This window comes from Paenibacillus sp. E194, assembly GCF_000935845.1.
Classification (GTDB): Bacteria; Bacillota; Bacilli; order Paenibacillales; family Paenibacillaceae; genus Paenibacillus_B; species Paenibacillus_B alvei_B.
In genome coordinates this window covers 21,940-40,223 of the sequence record NZ_JMDX01000024.1, presented here as the reverse complement: position 1 = coordinate 40,223, position 18,284 = coordinate 21,940, and the positions used below count along the sequence as shown (strand labels likewise).

Sequence of the window (18,284 nt, the reverse complement as noted above, 5' to 3'; positions counted from 1 at the left end):
CCCTGTGTGCCTTGAAGGATGGATTGGATCAGCATGCTTCGATTACGAAGGAAGAACGGGAACGATATCTCAACTATATCTCGATTGCTCGCAAAGAGTACGACAGCCTTGCGAAGAAGGAAGTGCAGAAGGCATTTGTCTATTCGTTCGAAGAATCTGCGAAGACCTTGTTCGAGAATTATTTAGACAATATTGAGGCATTCTGCAATTGGAAGAAGATACGCGATCCGCTTACGGATGAGGAGATGGATCCAGATGAGCGGCTCATGCGCTCAATTGAAGAACAAATCGGTGTATCGGAAAATGCGAAGAAGGCGTTCCGGGAAGAGATCCTCATTCGGCTGTCTTCGTATTCTCGCAAGGGACGCAAATTCGATTACAACAGCCATGACCGATTGCGTGAGGCGGTAGAGAAGAAGTTGTTCTCTGACTTGAAGGATATCGTCAAGATTACGACGTCCACGAAAACACCAGATGAAACGCAGTTGAAACGTATTAATGAGGTCTCAGCCAGACTGATGGAGGAACATGGGTATTGCCCAGTTTGCGCCAATGAATTGCTTCGCTATGTAGGAAGCTTGCTTAATCGTTAATCTATAAAGATGGAACGACAGATTATTTGACAGATCATATTTTACATTTCCACCTGCAGCTGCCGCATGCAGGTTTTTTTATGGGAAGATCCATGACCTTGAATTAGGATGCGATTGACTTTCACGTAGATTCTTTTTGCAACTTCTATCTGATTTTACGCTGAAACAGAGAGGAGAAACATCGAATAAAGGCGCATTTTTTTATCATTCGACAATAACAGACATCATTTTTGTTGTACTTTGTAGAATTTTGTTGAGAAATGTTCACAATTTCCCTCTTTCATTTTCCTTCTTTTTGCGTAAAAAATAAGTAGAGGGAGTGGAGAGATATGGAAGAGAGAGAAAGTAGAGCAGAATTGCTAGGAAAACGCCGGAGGCATCGCACACGATTAAGGAAGCCAAGCGATGCTCCTTTGGCGAGTGTGTACACGGATTGTTCAGCACCATTCTATGTAACGGAGATTGAGCCGTGGGAACGGGAAGAACGGTGTCAACTGACACCGGATGAATGCATCATGGACGATGAATATTACTATATACACAGCAGATTAACAGTTCCGTTCCGCAATGGCAGAGGGCAAGTGAGTTGGGATGTATGGGTTCAAATTAATCCTGAACATGTTCGACATTCTGCATCCAGCAAGGTGCGCCACGTGAAGGGACGCTTATCATCTGCAATTCCAGGCTACCCGGATACATTGACATTGCCTGTGCAATTGACATTCCAGGGCTCATCGAAGCTGCCAGAGGCACATCTTGGCGAGGCAGAGCATCCGCTCTATGAGGAGCAGCAGGAAGGTCTATCCTTCCAACGCTGGCTTGAGCTGCGTCCGCTGCATAATCAATATCACCAGCTGTCAGATGCCCGTTAGAGGCATAGCACGTATAATATTGGCACCTTACCTACACATTTCTACATCATATCGTGCATTCATACAGCAAGGCACCTTATCTTCTGATAATAAGATGAGGTGCCTTGCTGTCGTATAAGCAATCATGTTGTAGTCGAAGCTTTATCATTGCAGCTGCTGCTTCCCTAATCCATAGGCGGCAGCAAATCCGAGAATCATCATTAGAATGCTAATGGCAAGTGTACCGATTGAGCCGTTCAGTCCTGGATAAACAACGGCCAAAGAGCCAATGACCATGCCGATAATGATGGCATACATGATTGATGGGAACTTGGCAAGCAAGAAGCGGATGAACTTCGTGCTAACAATGAATCCGACGATTACCCCGGCGCCAATAATGGCAATGAGCGGCAAGTTCAATGTTGACAAGGCGTGAATTGCCGTCGGATAAGCACCGAGCAGGAGTAATACGAATGAACCGCTTACGCCAGGGAGAATCATTGCCATGCTTCCCAGCCATCCAGCGAAAAATAAAAATACCCCTGACGATGCTGTAAGCTCAATAATCGAGTTATGATCGTCTGGTTTGAAAAATGCTGTGCACGCTACGGCAGCGGCTCCAATCAGCAGCAGAATATAGTGGACAGGCTTGAAGTTGCGTGATCCATCTGCTTCTCTCCACAAAAATGGCAATATACCAACAATAAGTCCAAGGAAAAAGAAAAAGGTTGGCTGTGGATGCTCGGCCAGAAGCCACTTCATTACTTTACTAAGCAGCAAAATCGCTGAACCGACACCGATGCCTAGCGGGATGAGGAAACCAAGATGCTTTTTCCATTCCCGGCTGAAGAACCCGCTGATTGAAGCGATCAGTTTTTCATAGAATCCGAGTACAACGGCAATCGTACCCCCACTTACTCCGGGAATCAGGTCACTTGCCCCAATCAAAATCCCGCGAATAATATTTTTCCATTCAAACACGTATCTATCTCCTTTTCTATAGTTACTTTCCACTCCATTGTACATAAAAAGGGCGCAGAGTCCAAACGAGGGGGAATGTACGATCGACAATAAAAGTTTACTTGAGTTAATTTAATTACTTAGGTATATTTAATACATGGCCGGCAAGAAAGGATTGGAAATGGGGATGTTGAACATCACGCTGAGAGAGCGGAAGAAGGCAAAGACAAAAATAGCACTTTACGAAGCTTGCTTGGACATGAGTGTGGAGCAATCCTTTCGTGAGATGAAAGTGGAAGATATATGTGCGCAAGTGGAAGTGTCTAAAGTAACCTTTTTTAAGTGCTTCCCGAAAAAGGAAGATGTGCTTGTCTATTACATGTGCGTGTGGTTGACGAAGCGCTGGCTTGAAATCGATGAAAGGGGACTGCGAGGATGGGATGCTGCCAAGCATTTATTCGCTTGCATTGCAGAAGATGATCGCACTCTGCCAGGCATAATGCTGCGTCTTGTAGGACTGCTTGCAGAAGAGAAGATGCATCCAATTATGCCGATGTTGACGGATGCTGAGATTCAGCTGCTTTTCCCTGGGAGAGAGGATCAGGCTCGCGCAATTGATCCAAATCTATATGTGCTCTTGCGGCGCATTGCTGAAGAGGCGATCGCCAAAGGAGAAGCCACAGAACGTTATAGTGTCGGGCAAATGACGGAAATGCTGTTTACGATTTTTTATGGAACCTATTTAACGGCCCATCTTATGATGCGCGGAGATGATATTATGGCCTGTTATATGGAGCATTTAGAAGTGCTAGCAAAATAGGGAGGGATAGAGATGGGGATCCATATGGGGCGCTTTGCGGCCAAGATGGAAGGCTCATTCGTTGTCTTTATTATCGGGATGAGAGTGAATCGTTGGCTTGCAGTACGCAAGTGGCTGCCAGTCGCACGGGCCATGCCGCGTATGATGAAAGAGCTATATCAAGACAAAGACCTCGGATTTCTGCATGCCGAATATTTTATTGGGCGAAATGGTCCGATGTTGGTACAGTACTGGCGTTCCTTCGATGACTTGGAGCGGTATGCCAGAAACGGGTTCCATAAGGAAACATGGCGCAAGTTCCATCAGTCCGGCAAGGCTGGTGAGGTTGGCGTTTACCATGAGACGTATCGGATTGAATCTGGCCAGTATGAAGCGATCTATAACTACATGCCTGCATTTGGCCTTGGCAAGGCCGGTCAGCTTATTCCTGCAGAGGGTACCTATCACAGTTCCCGTCAGCGTTTGAACCAGTCTAAAGTAGGAGGATGACGTTTATTTCATCGGCTGCTTCAATTTTTCTGTAAAATGCATAATTGTTCCTCTTGATCATCCATACTAACATCGTGCGCCGTGAATATAAGTGCGGCATACGGATAAGATGCGATCGCATAGGAGGAATAGGCATATGTCGAATGAGTACTTGCGCCAGCCAGGACAACAACAATTTCGGGATTTGGTGCAGCAGGTGAACGAAGGAACGTCCAATCCGGTATCCTATACAAGCAATAGTGCCAGCTATGGAACGGGAATCTCTTCTGGCTATGGTATGAGCAGCAACTTGGGTTCAGGAAGCTATGGAACGTTAAACGTTGATGTAACAAGTGGTGCATCTCATCAACCGTCAGGATACGTACATAGCTATACTTCGCAACAGTCTGAACAAAATGTAGTACCGAGCAACTTTCAATCGAGCGGGTATGTAGGCAGCATCACTTCACAGACACATGGTGCACCACAAAATGTAGTACCGAACAGCTTCCAGCCGACAGGCCAAGTGAACAGCATTACAGCACAAACGCATGGAGCGCATCAAAATGTAGTACCGAACAGCTTCCAGCCGACAGGCCAAGTGCAAAGCATTACAGCGCAAACGCATGGAGCGCATCAAAATGTAGTGCCGAACAGCTTCCAGCCGACAGGTCAAGTGCAAAGCATTACAGCGCAAACGCATGGAGCGCATCAAAATGTAGTGCCGAGCAGCTTCCAGCCAACAGGCCAAGTGAACAGCATTACAGCTTCCACTCAACAGGCCGAAGGCTATGCATCAACAGGTGGTATGGGATCGTCAAGCATTGTACAAAGCGTGTCAGACCAGTCCTACACCTCATAATATAAGAACAAAGACGGTTCGGAATATAGAACCGTCTTTTTTGATCTGATCTGCTTACTAATATATAACTATTTACATTAGAGTTCTTATTGTTATAATAGTTGTTATGACAAGTTAATAGTTGTTGCAACAACTATTTTCGGTTATGCTGGTGAAATATTAGGAGGTAACACACAAAATGGTACTGCATTTGGAACGAAGGATAGGTTACATGCTCGGTCAGACACACCGTAAGGTAGCTGCAGAGTTAGGGGCGAGATTCCGGCCTTATGATATGACGATTGAGCAGTGGGGAGTGCTGTTCCGTCTTGTTGAAGAGGAAGGCATTAATCAAAAGGGATTGGCTGAGCGATGCGGGAAAGATCAGCCAACCTTGACACGGATTGTGCAGCACTTGCTGCGCAAGGGATGGGTAGAGCGAAGAACCTGCGAACAGGATCGACGCGCATATCGGTTGGCGGTAACTGATGCCGGGCGCTCTATTGTGGATCAGTTGATTCCCATTGAGCAGGAATATATCGCTCAAGTTATGGCGGGATTCTCAAGCGACGAGGAGCAGCATCTGCTGCAACAACTGCAGCGGATTCAAGATAATTCTGCTGCAGCTGAGAAGGAACGGTTGGCAGCGGCGATTAAGGGAAGCGGTACGAAGAAATGAAAGAGATGAAAGACATGAAAGACATGAAAGACATGAATGTGGACTATAGAAATAATGATGAGATTCTTGAAGAAAAGCAGCCATTGTGGACGAAGCCATTTGTGGTGTTAGCTGGCTCGAACTTTCTCGTATCACTGAATCTGCTAATGATAACGCCTGCGCTGCCGGCGTATGTGAAGGATGCCTATCAAGCAGACAACATGACCGTGAGCTTTGTGGTCAGTTTGTTCGCTTTGTCGGCTATTGTGACCCGACTATTTGCGGGAAGATTTTTTGAGCGGTTCCAAGCGATGAGCATTTTGATTGCCGGTTTGCTCATTTATGCCTTGTCGACAGGCGCTTATGCATTTGTACCATCCTTGGCCTTGTTCATGCTTGTGCGCATGATTTACGGGGCGGGATTTGGCATTACGAGTACAGCCCTAGGGACATTGGCAACGCGGATTATTCCTCCTCGACGTATGGGGGAAGGAATGGGTTATTACGGCTTGTCCAGTAGCTTATCCATGGCAATAGCTCCGATTATTGGTTTGTGGCTGCTGCAAAGCTACGGATATGAGTACTTAATTGGAACGACGTTTGTCCTTATCATTATTATTTTTCCAATGCTGCCCCTATTGCGCAGTGCCAAAGCTCCTGCGAGTCAAGCAACCATTCGGCCGCAAGGCTCATGGATTGATCGGCGGGCATTGTTGCCGTGTACGCTTAATTTTCTTGTCACCATCACGTACGGAGGTATCCTGTCCTTCATTACCATGTTCGGTCAGGAAAGAGGGATCGCGAATGTGAGCCTTTTCTTCTTATGTAATGCGATATCCATATTGGTTGTCCGTACATTCGCTGGCAGGCTGTATGACAGCAAGGGACATCTCGCGGTCGTCCCTGCAGGAGGAATAATGTTGGCAGCTTCTCTTGTGGTCTTGGCCTACAGCGCATCGACAGGGATGCTGTGTCTTGCCGCTGCTATGTACGGGCTTGGATATGGCAGTCTGCAGCCTGCATTTCAGGCATGGGCTGTGCAGCGTGTACCTGCTGACCAGCATGCCGCAGCAACAGGCATGTTCTACAATTCAATTGACTTGGGTGTGGCTCTTGGTTCGTTGCTGCTCGGTGCAGTAGCATCAGTCACTACTTATAGCAATATGTACCTCGTATCCTCTTTGTCTGCGGTATTGTTGCTGCTCATTTATGCATTTGCTCTCCTTCGGGCAAGAGCTTCTCGGATGAGTGGGCGTGACGAAGCAACTGCTTCTGCCACTTAGGTGGTGGGTCAGCAAGAGCAGAAAGACTGGCTGTCTTTGTTATGTATACAAAATATAAGTTAAAAATAAATTTAACTCATTTACTTGACAAAAGTAAGTTATAACATTTATTATACTTACATAAAGTAAGTCAATGGCATTAAATAAGCGGACGATTTTGAGTCAACATCATAATTTGCCGCAGGCTATGAGCTATCTTGTCAGAACTCAATGTAAGGCAATAACGTTATACAAAATTTATTTATGAGGTGAACATGATGAAAAAAGTACTTGTTATTAATTCGAATCCTAAACCAACTGAAATGTCCTTCGCTCTTCGTCTTGGTGAGCACTACTTGACTGCGCTTCAAGCTGATGCGGATGTACAAATCGAGCGCGTAAATCTGTATGAAGAGAACATTCCATTGATCGACGGTACCGTATTGGATGCATGGGGTAAAGCTGGCGCTGGTGAAGCATTGTCTGCAGAGCAAACAAAGACACTCGGCCGCATGAATGAAATTTTGGAGCAATTTATTGCAGCAGACGTTGTGGTATTCGTTACACCAATGTGGAACTTGAGCTACCCGCCGCTTCTTAAAGCTTATATCGATAACGTAGTTATTGCCGGCCGTACATTCAAGTACACTGCTGAAGGTCCACAAGGCTTGCTCGGAGGCAAGAAAGTGGTTCATATCGAAGCGCGTGGCGGTATTTACTCCGAAGGTCCAACAGCAGGTCTTCGCTTCGCAGACTCTTACCTGCAAGCGATTATGGGCTTCATCGGCATTAGCGATTACGAGAATATCGTAGTGGAAGGCATGGCTGCAACGCCTGACCGTGCAGAAGAAATTCTTGCTTCCGCGAAGCAACGTGCTGAGCAAAGCGCTAAGAACTTTCTGGCAACTGTAAAATAAGTTAGTTATATCAATCAAACATGAGTGTTCGCACTTGACCATGAGCCGGTTCCTATTGGAGCCGGCTTTTTTCATTTGTCACCAATTGGGCACTCGCACATATGATGGTAACGAATGAAAGGGGGAGGGAGGTAACAGGCACTGAAGGGCTACTTCTATCAATGGGCTCGTGACGCTGATATTCGTCTACTCAACGCGCAATCAATGGCGAGCGCACCTGGCCTGCTTCCTATGCACTATGGTTCTTTAGGCCGGCGGGAGAGTGCCCAGATACGTGGTTCAATCAACAAAATTCTGGTCGGTATCGAGCGCATTATTTCTTTTCCCAACTGGGGACGACTGTCCAGCAGTGTACTCGGGGTAACGAGGCTTCATTAAAAAATCAGTCCAGATGAGACTGTAAAGGAGAGAGTGTAGCATGAATTACATGAGTTATGGTTATCCAACTCCGAACCAATCCGGTAATAGTTCGATTTCTCCAATGAGCACGTCAAAAGGCGGATCTTGTTGCGGATCAAAAGCTCCAATCAGTCCAACTCCGACGCCATATCCGGCACAGCAATCGATGCAGAGCATGCCAATGCAGAACATGTCGATGCAAAGTATACCGATGCAAAGCATGCCAATGCAGAACATGTCGATGCAGAGCATGCCGATGCAGCAGGCATTACAGCAGCCTTTTGCCAATCAGCCAATGCCAATGCAGCAGCCAATGCCAATGCAGCAGCCTATGTCAATGCAGCAGCCTATGTCAATGCAACAGCCAATGGCTATACAGCAGCCGGTTGCAACGCAGCAGGCAGCTACAATGCCTCCTTCGGTCGCCAGCGGTAATGTGATTACGCCTTCCGGCACGGTTCTGACGGGGCTCCCGCAAGAACAATCCTTTATCGAGAACATTTTGCGCTTGAATCTTGGCAAGATCGGTACGTTCTATATGACATATGAGAACAACTCGGAATGGAATGCGAAGATATTCCGCGGTAAAATTGAGGCCGCTGGTCGTGATCATCTCATCATCAGCGATCCGAGAACGGGCCAACGCATCATGCTGTTGATGGTTAACTTCGACTATGCGACATTCGATGAACCGCTTAATTATGAATATCCATTCCGTCAGCCTGAATCTTCTGAAGAACAGTAATTTAGGCACTATCCGCCAGCAAGCCGCCGCCTCTCCGAGAGGTTAGGGCGGCTCTTTGCTTATATTCACAAAACATCCAACTTCCGTTAAACCTCTGATGAGGATGAAACGTTATAATCCGAGGGAAAGGAGGGAAAATAAAACAATAAGAGTGAAGGGAGGGAAAATAAGAATGCATAATGCTGCTTATAAGATTATGATCTTAACGTCCCGTTTCGGGGAAGGACATTGGATAGTAACACAGGCGCTCAAAGGTCATCTAGAGCGGCTTGGCATGCAGGTTATTGTGGTGGATTTAATGGCTGAGGCGCATCCGATGATGGATGCGATGTTTCGGTTTTTATTTACGCAAAGCCAGACGATGTCGCAATATGGGATTCACTATTATGGCTGGAGCTACTATTCAACGCGCCGAATTGAACGTACACATCCACTTGTGCGCACAGGGTTCACACTAGGCAAGCGCAAGTTGAAGCAGCTACTGCTGGAGCATCGGCCTGACGGCATTATCAGTACATTTCCCTACTTCGACGTCTCATCTGTTGTCCGGCATATGAACAAGGCGATTCCCACATTTACGGTCATCACCGATTACGATCTCCATCATCGCTGGATATTGTCCACCACCGATCACTACTATGTTGCAACTGTCGAATTAGCCGAACAGATGATTAGAGCCGGTATCGCTCCAGATCTAGTGCATGTAAGCGGCATTCCAATCCGTGATCAATTTGACTTGTACTCTCAGCAGCACACGATGCAGTCCTCCATGCAGAATGAAGAGCAAGTGGAAGCACTATTCCATAAATATGGATTACATTCAGGGCTTCGAACTACGTTAGTAATGTCGGGTGGACTTGGAGCACAGGCAATATCCAATCGATTTCTGCGCCTATTGGAACGAATTCCGAATCATCAGGTTGTTATAGTATGCGGCAGAAATGAACGCTGGGAGACAGAACTCAAGGAGAAGTTCCGTTTGTCGAGCAATGTACATGTCTTCGGCTATGTGTCCTCTATTCATGAACTGATGTTATGCGCTAATGCAATGGTTACGAAGGCGGGAGGGGTAACCCTAACGGAAGCGCTCGCTATGCAGGTGCCTCTATTTATCGCGCGCCCGCAGCCTGGTCAAGAGCAGGAAAATGCTCGGTATTTTGCAAGGCATGGTGCAGCTGTTGTCGTACGGCAGGACGTTGAATTGGCGATGAGACTCTGCGAGGCGTACAATCAGCCAGCCCTGCTTGAATCCATGAAGCGAAGCATGGTGAGTCTGGCGCGTCCGTATGCTGCGAAACGGATCGCAACAGATATTCTGGACGCGATGACAAGCGAAACCTATCAAGTTCAATCCCCCTTGCGTGCCAGCCAGTGCTTGCCTGCAATGGTTAACAACGCTACACATACAAGCAGTGAAGACACAGCGAATGCTGCCGAGAATTGATATTCATTGTATAAAATCTCAATATGGAGCGGCATTGTGTTCGTCTCGCCTCGTATATGCCCCGATACGACGGATACCGCCCCGAATTCCCCCATTGCTCTGGCATTACAAATGATTATGCCGTATAACAGTCCCCACTTGATATTGGGCAGCGTTACACGCCAGAACATTCGCCACCCGCTTGCTCCTAAGGTGGCCGCTGCCTCCTCCTCCTGTATTCCCTGCGTCTGCATGAGCGGAATGAGCTCCCTGGCAACGAAGGGGAATGTGACAAATAACGTGGCTAGTACTATGCCTGGCAGAGCAAAGACAATTCGAATATTTTGATTGTCCAGCCATTCTCCGAACCATCCGTTTGAGCCAAAAATTAAAATAAATAAAAAGCCTGCAATGACAGGCGAAATTGAGAAGGGGAGATCCATAAAAGTAATGAGCCATTGCTTGCCGCGAAATGAAAATTTGGTGATGCACCAGGCTGCTGCAATGCCGAAAATTGCATGTAAAGGCACGGCGATTGCTGCAGTGACAAGCGTGAGCCGGATCGCTGCTAAGGCATCTGGGTCAACAAGAGCTGCCAGATAGACATCAGCTCCGCGCTTGAATGCCTGCACGAACACGGCCGCAAGTGGGAGTAGAAGCACGAGCGCAATAAAGCCAAGAGCAACGGCAATGAGCAGGTATCGGACATAGGGGGATTCCGTTGTACATACGCGAGATTGCGGCGTTGATGACGGAAGTCCGCCTCCCGTTGACTTGCGCCTAGTATGAGGGGGGAATTCAGGTTGTTCCGTAAGCAATGAGGTATCGGTCATACGGGTGTTCTCCTTGTTTTCGCGTTTTCAAGTATTGTTGATGGAGTGAATCGGAGTGTAGTTTCATCCTTCATTGGCTCTAATGGGGCATAACGCGTCTGCCCATTCTCCATTGAATGAAATTGATGATAAACAACAGGACAAAAGATATAACAAGCAATACAAGTGCAATAGCCGTGGCTGCGGCATATTCATATTGCTCCAGCTTCGTCATAATAAGTAACGGTGCAATCTCAGTCTTATATGGCATATTGCCGGAAATAAATACGACGGAACCATATTCGCCAATTCCGCGTGCAAAGGCAAGTGCAAAGCCTGTCAGCAGCGGCGGTATGAGTTCGGGGAAGATGATTCTAGAGAATACCGTCCAACGTTTGGCACCCAAGGTTGCCGCTGCTTCCTCAACTTCCGTGCTCCATTGCTCTAAGATTGGCTGAACGGTTCGCACCACGAAGGGGAAGCCAATGAAGGTCAGCGCGATCATGATGCCAACCTGTGAATAGGCGCTCTGTATGCCAAGCGGATACAACAGCTGTCCAATCCAGCCGTTCTCTGCATAGATGGAGGTCAGAGCAATGCCTGCGACTGCAGTTGGGAGTGCGAATGGCAGATCAATCAAACCGTCTATCCATCGCTTCCCTGGAAATGAATAGCGGACAAGCACCCAAGCGACAATCAATCCAAAACAAACATTGAGGAGTCCCGCGGCACAAGAGACGATAAAGCTGATCCGATACGCTGTGATGACACGGTCATCCAGCACCGTGCTCCAAAACTCGCCCCAGGTTAATTCAGATGATTTCAAGACGATGGCTGACAGCGGGATGAGTACGAGGAGAGACATATAAATCAGCGTATAGCCTAGTGTGAAGCGGAAGCCGGGAAGCACCGAATACGATGCTTTCCTCGGCTTGATGGGAGATCGGCCAAGGTGAGCGGATTGTGTGGTCATGATATCCCGTACTCCCTTCTATTTTTTATAAATTTGATCAAATAATGCTCCATCAGCGAAGTGCTTCTGATGCGCGGCTTCCCATCCGCCGAAGTCATCCTGTATGGTGAGCAGCTTAAGTTCGGGGAATTGTGCCTTGTGCTTGGCCGCAACGGCTTCTAAGCGTGGGCGATAATAGTGCTTTGCTGCAATCTCTTGTCCTTCCTCTGAATACAGATAGGATAAGTAAGCTTCGGCGACTTTGCGGGTTCCTCGCTTATCCACCGTTTTGTCGACGACCGATACAGGCGGTTCCGCCAATATACTTAGCTTTGGAACGACAATTTCGAATTTATCCTGCCCAAGCTCGTTTGTGGCGAGAAAAGCTTCATTCTCCCAAGAGATGAGTACATCACCGATTCCTCGCTCCACGAAGGTTGTCGTTGCTCCGCGCGCACCTGAATCGAGTACGGGGACATTGGCATAGAGGGCGGAGAGGAATTGCTTTGCCTTCTCTTCATCTTGTTTGTTCTCAGAGAGGGCGTACCCCCAAGCGGCGAGATAATTCCAGCGGGCGCCTCCGGAAGTTTTGGGGTTCGGTGTGATGACTTGAATACCGGGCTTGATGAGATCGTTCCAATCATGTATTCCCTTAGGATTGCCCTTGCGCACAAGAAACACGATCGTGGAGTAGTAAGGGGCGCTGTTATGCTCAAAGCGTGTCTGCCAGCCCTCTTGAATCAAGCCGGCCTTGCGAATAGCATCGATATCGTACGCAAGGGCTAGGGTGACGACATCGGCCTTCAAGCCGTCGATGACAGCGCGTGCTTGCTTGCCGCTGCCGCCATGTGATTGCTTCACGGTAACATTCTGTCCGGCCGTTTCCTTCCAGTGTGCGGCGAATGCCTTGTTGAAGTCAGCGTACAGCTCACGGGTTGGGTCATAGGACACGTTCTGCAGTTCCACAGTCTCTTCAGAAGCAGTATTTGGCTTAGCTCCTTCTGCTTCTCCCTGCTTGCCTGAACCTGAATCGCTGCGTCCGCAGGAGGCCATCAAGGCGAGCGTCAACACAGAAAGCATGATGATGATACGTACAGGTAAACGACGTTGTACTTTCATCGGGAATGTCTCCTTTCTTTTGCGCCTTCCAGCTCGAAGCGGGTGCGTTCTGTCCGTTCCAGCTGTACAATGTGGCCGTCATGTATCGTGATGGTCAGTGATCCATAGTTGAGTCCTTTCAATTGTTCTGCGATTCGCTCCAGCCACTTCGGATGGATGGTATCTAACCCGATTTGCGTTGGTTGACTGCTCATATACATTCCTCCCTTGAACATGAATACAAAAAAACCGAAGACACCCCTAAGCATGCAGTTAGGTATGCGTCTCCGGTGATCCGGTCGACAGAAGTCGTGAGTCGTTGTTCTCAGTTGATTAATTATTACATTTCCTATAAGATAACTGAGGTATTGTTGTTATGGCAGTATGTTATCAGCAACCGGATAGGAAGTCAATGCGAGTGCCCACTTATTTCCAAAGTTATATTAAGTTCTGGGGAAATCGTGAAATGTGATTGGATGGAACACGTTTACAATAGCTTTGTTATGAGGTAGGACAGGAAGGTTTGCACCAGACTGCTGTTTACGACTATACTGAAATTGTTGCTACATTTATGAAGGAGGCAATGAACATGCAAATTACGTTGAACAATGGCTTGAGCATGCCGCAGCTCGGTCTTGGAGTATGGCGCGTTGAAGAGGGACAGCAGGTGAAGGATGCAGTGAAGACTGCATTGGAGACAGGCTATCGCTTAATCGATACGGCAGCTATTTATCAGAATGAAGCAGGCGTTGGCGAAGCCATTAAAGAGTCAGGTGTGAAGCGTGAAGATATATTCTTGACGACGAAATTATGGAATTCCGAGCAAGGATATGATGCTACCCTGAAGGCGTTCGATGAGAGCTTACATAAGTTGGGAACCGACTATCTAGATTTGTATTTGATTCATTGGCCAGTTCCTTCCCGGGATTTGTATGTGGACACATACAAAGCATTGGAAAAGCTCTATGCAGACGGACGCGTGCGTTCGATTGGCGTATCCAACTTCCATATTCCTCACTTGGAGCGTCTGGCGCAGGAATGCAGCGTGAAGCCGGTTGTGAATCAGGTGGAATGCCATCCTCGCTTGGCTCAGAACGAGCTGCGTGAATATTGCCAGCGCCATGATATTTATTTGGAAGCTTGGAGTCCACTGATGCAGGGTGGAGATATTTTGCAGAATGAAGAGATCGCTGCTATCGCGGCCGCACACGGCAAGACACCAGCTCAAGTGGTTATTCGCTGGCACTTGCAGCATGGCCATGTCGTCATTCCGAAGTCGATTACACCATCGCGCATTCGCGAGAACTTCAATGTATTTGATTTCGAGTTGAGCAGTACAGAACTGAGCAGCATCGATGCACTTAATGAAAATAAGCGAGTAGGTCCGAACCCGGATGAATTCGCAGTTACGTAACCGCAATTCTTCGTTCTCGTTGCAACCCTGATATAGAATGCTAAAGTAAATAGAACACGGTTTGCCCCACCTCGGGACAAACCGTGTTCTATTTGTCTTCGTCCATATTCCAATTGGCCAGCGCTGCGAATGGATTATCTCGATCTTCGTCACTTGAATCATCTCGATATACAACATTGCTCTCATAGCTCGGATGTTCTTGAACCTCATTGCGAGTCAACTGAATGTGCTCCTGCATCCGTATATATACGAGTGCTGTGTTGTAGGCATCATCCAGCGCCCGGTGCTGATGCCCGACGAACGGGACGTCCAGTGCTTCCAGCGCAGCTTTAAGTCCAATCTGCTGATTATGCTCACGTTTCAGGACAGTAGATACTTGCTTTTGCAAATTGTTATGATTGCGAAGCCAGTGCAGTGGAATCTTCTTCTGGCGGCATTCCTTTAGGAATTGGGATTTATCATCCGGCCCCCAGGAACATAGTGCATAGTCATCCGTGTCAATCCATGCGATGAATTGATCAAGGACATCCTGCAGGGTGGGGGCATGTGTAATATCCTCTTGTGTAATACCGGTAAAGTTAACAGTATCATCTGTTAACTTGGGGGAAAGAGTCGGTTTGACGAACGCTTGAAACGTGTCAGCAACGGCGAATGTTCCCTCGTTCTCCGTCACTTTCACTGCCCCAATTTCAATGATTTCGGCAAACGCCCCTTTTTTGCGCTTTACGGTCATTTCCAAATCATAAATAATTGCTAACATGGTGCCGCTCCTATCTTTATTGACAGCGTATGATTCTTATATTGTAACACAAGTTGTGCCGGTCGTTGGAGGAACTACTTGGATTCTGCTGCTGCCCGAATGAATCTATTCATTGACAGCGTGAAGGAAGCTTACTACAATGAAAGGGCATAAATAGAACGGTATGCACCAAACTCTATTCACAGTGTCTGAAGGTGTGAATAGAGAGGCGAAATTTTGCAAAGGCGTGTGAGTGGCCGCGTTCGGTAGAAGAACGTACAGCTTCGTAATGCCACAGCGCGATTCTCTTGGTTTCGTTCGCCCCCTGCTATAGAACGCAGGGGGCTTTTTTGCGTGCATAAGCGAGAGGAGCTTGACATCAATATGAAATTACTTCAGTATGCGCTGCTTGTATTCCTTGGGGCTTGCAGCTATGGAACTCTGTCTTCCATTATGAAGCTCGGGATTGGAGAAGGGTTTTCCGTTCCAGAGATTGTAGGCGGACAATATTTCTTTGGGTGGCTGATGCTTGTGGTTATGACACTACTTTTCTCACGACATAAGCTGCGCTGGAAGCAAGCCGTGGTACTGCTCGCTTGCGGATTGTCTGTGAGCTGCACTTCGATTACGTACGGCCTTGCCGTAGGAGAATTGCCAGCCTCCATAGCAGTTGTATTTCTATTCCAATTTACGTGGATTGGTGTATTGCTGGAAGCAGTTGTTACGCGCACGCGCCCTGAACCGATGAAGATAATTTCGGTTATCATCCTGCTCGTAGGTACTGTCTTCGCGGGCGGTCTCGCTGATCATGGATTGTCCGGATTGAGCTGGAAAGGGGCGGTGTTCGGAATGATTTCCGCAATATCGTTTGCAATATATATTTTCGTGAGTGGGCGTGTTGCAACCGATGTGCCTATTTTGACGAAGAGCTTATCCATGATTACGGGAGCTATGGTAGTTGTATTCCTCATGTTCCCTCCAGCATTCATTATGGATGGCACCTTGGTAGCTGGACTGTGGAAGTTCGGATTACCTATGGGGCTGCTGGGCATTATTATCCCGGTCATTTTCTTCGGAATAGGTGTCCCGAAGATTGGTTCTGGACTAGGCACGATTCTAGGAGCGGCTGAGCTGCCAGCGGCGGTAGTGATGTCCGTACTCGTTCTCCGGGAACAAGTTACAATGTTGCAGTGGGCAGGAATTGTACTGATTTTAGGAGGCATATGTTTGCCGCAGTTGGCTCTGGTGAATCAAAAGAAGGCGAGCACAAGAGAGAAGATAGAGCGTGCAGGTGCATAATTAAAATAATATGGGCATATTGTCGAATGGAGTAGGAAGGGGAATCGGTACAACTCGTCGAAGTGGGAATAAAGCTACTGAACAACCTGTGGGAAAGGGAGAAATGCGGTATGCATCATGTCGTATATCAGAAACAGAAAGCAGCAACCCGATTGTTCATTGCATTCATTTGTATTCTATTCTCGGCGGGCCTTATCGTTCTGGCCGTGCTCGATTTCAAATTACCACTCAGCTTGCGAATTGCCTTCGCAGCGGCTGCATGCATTGGATTCGCTTATTGCGGGAGCAATTTCGTCGTATCCGTGCGTGCCTTAACAGCAGGAACCAATATCCTACTGACCTATGATCAGGAGACAATATGGAATGAATATGGACTCCGTGTAGCATGGGCGGATGTAGTCGATATTCGTGTCGAGCAAGGACGAGTGGGCATCTTGTTTGTACCGGTATTCCCCAAGTTCGTTGTCGTTCTTAAGGACGGAACGAGCAGAAAGGTCGAGACGTTCCATGCATTAACGGATCAGGAGATGAACGATTGGAGGATCCAATTGAAGCGGTGTCAGAAGGCTATTCAAGGCAAGACAGAGGTCACCGAGCAATCGATGCCAATCGAAATGAAAGAAATTACACTTACCTAAGATGTACTCGTATTTGGGTATCCGGATTGGAACATATATTCATAATCTCTTTTAATAGAAAGAACAATAAGGCTAGTGCGTCCCTAATTCGGGAGTACTAGCCTTATTCTCATTGCTGCAAGATGAATTCATGCTTTATCGATCTTACCTAGTTCTCCGTACCTAGCCATAAATCAATGGGCCGCTGTACGGCTGCGTGGAATGGCAGTTCAATTTTGCGCCCTAATCGGGCGGAGGCATATGCTGCGTAGATGATTTCGAGTACGGCACGCCCGTCCTCGCCTGTTACGCAAGGCTCCAGATTTTGCTGGACACAAGTAATGAAGTGCTTCAATTCCTGAGGATATCCTTGGTTGAATGCTTCTTCATAGATGGTGAACGACCACCCTTGTGTGGAGCCTGCCTTCTCCATCGCATAATCATAGCCATGTTCGCTATAGGTCAGAGCAGCGTTGCCTTGAAAGAGATCCGCATAGCTTACTCCCTTTGTACCGTATACTTCTATGTTGTCTGTCATCCCGCCAGGCTTCGCCCAGCTGTCCTCCGCGATTGCGGTTACACCATTCTCGAACTCCACGATCGTAACCGCATTATCTTCGCCCTTCGTTATCGCGCCATGCAGTACAGTAGACATTATCGCATATACGCTTTTCACTTTGGCGCCGCCCATCATCCAGCGGAACCATTGCAGCGCATGGCAGCCCAGATCCATGAGCACGCCGCCGCCAGCCTGCTTGATGTCATAGAACCAATCACTGTGCGGACCAGAATGCTTCTCTGCTTGCTTAAGCATATACACATCGCCGACGGCTCCCAGCTCGATCAGCTTGCGTACCCGCTCGAATTTCGGTGCGAAGCATAGCTCTTCTGCATACATGAGCTTCACTTCTGCGCTGCGGCATGTCTCGATCATCTCGTCGGCCTCTTCCAAGGTAACGCATAGCGGCTTCTCTACGATAACGTGTTTGCCCACTTGTGCAGCTGCAATACATACGCGGTGATGGAGGAAATTCGGCAGGCAGATGTCCACGACCTCACAACCGGAATGCGCCAACAGCTCATCCATGTCTGTATACACTTGCGGTATACCATGCCGTGCCGCGAATGCATCTCCTTTCTCACGATTGCGGGCATAGACAGCGACTACCTCCGCCTCTGGGACGAATCGGGAATAGGATTCCATATGAATGTCGGCCACGAAGCCAGCGCCACAAATGGCTACTTTCGTACGATTCATTACGCTAATCTCCTTTCAAATGCCGCATCATGCTGGTGAACAGCATGTGTGGATGGTTTCGATTTGAACAGCAGCAGGAACAACACTGCCACGACAGGCGCAGCACCTGCCTGGTATAGCCAGAAGCCTCTTCCAATGTGCAAGCGCAGCAGTTCCGC

The 18,284-nt window shown here is 47.8% G+C and carries 21 protein-coding genes and 2 pseudogenes; 15 read left to right on the top strand and 8 right to left on the bottom strand.

Features of this window, described 5'->3' with window-relative positions; translation table 11 throughout:
- Positions 1-593 (top strand): annotated as a pseudogene (locus AZ66_RS05450) (protein prkA); the annotation flags it as partial.
- Between the two features lie 329 nt (positions 594-922).
- Positions 923-1,465 carry a DUF2199 domain-containing protein gene (locus AZ66_RS05445; protein ID WP_021261517.1) on the top strand — a complete coding sequence of 181 codons (543 nt, stop codon included), beginning with the start codon at positions 923-925 and terminating at the stop codon, positions 1,463-1,465.
- A gap of 144 nt (positions 1,466-1,609) precedes the next feature.
- Here AZ66_RS05445 and AZ66_RS05440 read toward each other — a convergent pair whose 3' ends face one another.
- Entirely contained in the window at positions 1,610-2,470 is an 861-nt protein-coding gene (locus AZ66_RS05440; RefSeq protein ID WP_044353910.1) for a DUF368 domain-containing protein, read from the bottom strand.
- Positions 2,471-2,561: 91 nt separating this feature from the next.
- Between AZ66_RS05440 and AZ66_RS05435 the strand changes: the two genes are divergently transcribed.
- The 10 genes and pseudogenes from AZ66_RS05435 (at position 2,562) to AZ66_RS05400 (ending at position 9,958) form a co-directional block, all read left to right on the top strand.
- The gene (locus AZ66_RS05435; RefSeq protein ID WP_231586741.1) at positions 2,562-3,224 is read left to right on the top strand and encodes a TetR/AcrR family transcriptional regulator; all 663 of its coding nucleotides are present in this window, start codon (positions 2,562-2,564) and stop codon (positions 3,222-3,224) included.
- Between the two features lie 12 nt (positions 3,225-3,236).
- Positions 3,237-3,713, top strand: coding sequence for a DUF4188 domain-containing protein (locus tag AZ66_RS05430; protein WP_044353909.1), 477 nt, complete (start codon positions 3,237-3,239; stop codon positions 3,711-3,713).
- Between the two features lie 136 nt (positions 3,714-3,849).
- Complete coding sequence (locus AZ66_RS05425) at positions 3,850-4,554, top strand: hypothetical protein (protein ID WP_044353908.1); 705 nt, start codon at positions 3,850-3,852, stop codon at positions 4,552-4,554.
- A 178-nt stretch (positions 4,555-4,732) separates the two neighbouring features.
- Positions 4,733-5,212 carry a MarR family winged helix-turn-helix transcriptional regulator gene (locus tag AZ66_RS05420; RefSeq protein WP_044353907.1) on the top strand — a complete coding sequence of 160 codons (480 nt, stop codon included), beginning with the start codon at positions 4,733-4,735 and terminating at the stop codon, positions 5,210-5,212.
- Between the two features lie 14 nt (positions 5,213-5,226).
- Positions 5,227-6,474, top strand: coding sequence for an MFS transporter (locus AZ66_RS05415; protein WP_231586740.1), 1,248 nt, complete (start codon positions 5,227-5,229; stop codon positions 6,472-6,474).
- 257 nt (positions 6,475-6,731) lie between these two features.
- On the top strand, positions 6,732-7,370 hold the full coding sequence (locus tag AZ66_RS05410; protein ID WP_044353906.1) for an FMN-dependent NADH-azoreductase: 639 nt from the start codon (positions 6,732-6,734) through the stop codon (positions 7,368-7,370).
- 144 nt (positions 7,371-7,514) lie between these two features.
- A pseudogene (locus AZ66_RS32410) lies at positions 7,515-7,734 on the top strand (cell wall hydrolase); the annotation flags it as partial.
- A gap of 143 nt (positions 7,735-7,877) precedes the next feature.
- Positions 7,878-8,204 (top strand): hypothetical protein, encoded by a 327-nt coding sequence (locus tag AZ66_RS32405; RefSeq protein ID WP_231586739.1) that lies wholly within the window; start codon positions 7,878-7,880, stop codon positions 8,202-8,204.
- The gene (gene gerQ, locus AZ66_RS05405; protein ID WP_044353915.1) at positions 8,119-8,514 is read left to right on the top strand and encodes a spore coat protein GerQ; all 396 of its coding nucleotides are present in this window, start codon (positions 8,119-8,121) and stop codon (positions 8,512-8,514) included. Before AZ66_RS32405 ends, gerQ begins: the two co-directional genes overlap by 86 nt.
- A 172-nt stretch (positions 8,515-8,686) precedes the next feature.
- Positions 8,687-9,958 (top strand): MGDG synthase family glycosyltransferase, encoded by a 1,272-nt coding sequence (locus tag AZ66_RS05400; protein ID WP_044353905.1) that lies wholly within the window; start codon positions 8,687-8,689, stop codon positions 9,956-9,958.
- Here AZ66_RS05400 and cysW read toward each other — a convergent pair.
- The 4 genes from cysW to AZ66_RS05385 form a co-directional block, all read right to left on the bottom strand.
- Positions 9,862-10,770, bottom strand: a complete 909-nt coding sequence (gene cysW, locus AZ66_RS30415) for a sulfate ABC transporter permease subunit CysW (RefSeq protein WP_231586738.1) — start codon at positions 10,768-10,770, stop codon at positions 9,862-9,864. The genes AZ66_RS05400 and cysW overlap by 97 nt on opposite strands.
- A 79-nt stretch (positions 10,771-10,849) precedes the next feature.
- A complete protein-coding gene (gene cysT, locus AZ66_RS05395) occupies positions 10,850-11,722 on the bottom strand; it encodes a sulfate ABC transporter permease subunit CysT (protein WP_044353904.1) in 873 nt (290 codons plus the stop codon).
- Between the two features lie 18 nt (positions 11,723-11,740).
- On the bottom strand, positions 11,741-12,820 hold the full coding sequence (locus AZ66_RS05390; RefSeq protein ID WP_044353903.1) for a sulfate ABC transporter substrate-binding protein: 1,080 nt from the start codon (positions 12,818-12,820) through the stop codon (positions 11,741-11,743).
- Complete coding sequence (locus tag AZ66_RS05385) at positions 12,817-13,014, bottom strand: YezD family protein (protein WP_044353902.1); 198 nt, start codon at positions 13,012-13,014, stop codon at positions 12,817-12,819. Before AZ66_RS05385 ends, AZ66_RS05390 begins: the two co-directional genes overlap by 4 nt.
- Positions 13,015-13,388: 374 nt before the next feature.
- Between AZ66_RS05385 and AZ66_RS05380 the strand changes: the two genes are divergently transcribed.
- Positions 13,389-14,213 carry an aldo/keto reductase gene (locus AZ66_RS05380; RefSeq protein WP_044353901.1) on the top strand — a complete coding sequence of 275 codons (825 nt, stop codon included), beginning with the start codon at positions 13,389-13,391 and terminating at the stop codon, positions 14,211-14,213.
- An 88-nt stretch (positions 14,214-14,301) separates the two neighbouring features.
- On the opposite strand, the gene AZ66_RS05375 is transcribed toward AZ66_RS05380, so the two are convergent.
- Complete coding sequence (locus AZ66_RS05375) at positions 14,302-14,973, bottom strand: 3'-5' exonuclease (protein ID WP_021259055.1); 672 nt, start codon at positions 14,971-14,973, stop codon at positions 14,302-14,304.
- Positions 14,974-15,336: 363 nt separating this feature from the next.
- Here AZ66_RS05375 and AZ66_RS05370 point away from each other — a divergent pair, with 363 nt between their 5' ends.
- Both AZ66_RS05370 and AZ66_RS05365 read left to right on the top strand, forming a co-directional pair.
- Positions 15,337-16,251, top strand: a complete 915-nt coding sequence (locus AZ66_RS05370; RefSeq protein WP_036619318.1) for an EamA family transporter — start codon at positions 15,337-15,339, stop codon at positions 16,249-16,251.
- A gap of 110 nt (positions 16,252-16,361) precedes the next feature.
- The gene (locus AZ66_RS05365; RefSeq protein ID WP_021259053.1) at positions 16,362-16,889 is read left to right on the top strand and encodes a hypothetical protein; all 528 of its coding nucleotides are present in this window, start codon (positions 16,362-16,364) and stop codon (positions 16,887-16,889) included.
- A 148-nt stretch (positions 16,890-17,037) separates the two neighbouring features.
- Here the strand turns inward: AZ66_RS05365 and AZ66_RS05360 are convergent, their stop codons facing one another.
- Positions 17,038-18,126, bottom strand: a complete 1,089-nt coding sequence (locus tag AZ66_RS05360; RefSeq protein ID WP_044353900.1) for a Gfo/Idh/MocA family protein — start codon at positions 18,124-18,126, stop codon at positions 17,038-17,040.
- On the bottom strand, positions 18,126-18,269 hold the full coding sequence (locus AZ66_RS31235) for a hypothetical protein (protein ID WP_156159906.1): 144 nt from the start codon (positions 18,267-18,269) through the stop codon (positions 18,126-18,128). The genes AZ66_RS05360 and AZ66_RS31235 overlap by 1 nt, the downstream gene beginning before the upstream one ends.
- Positions 18,270-18,284 lie beyond the last annotated feature (15 nt).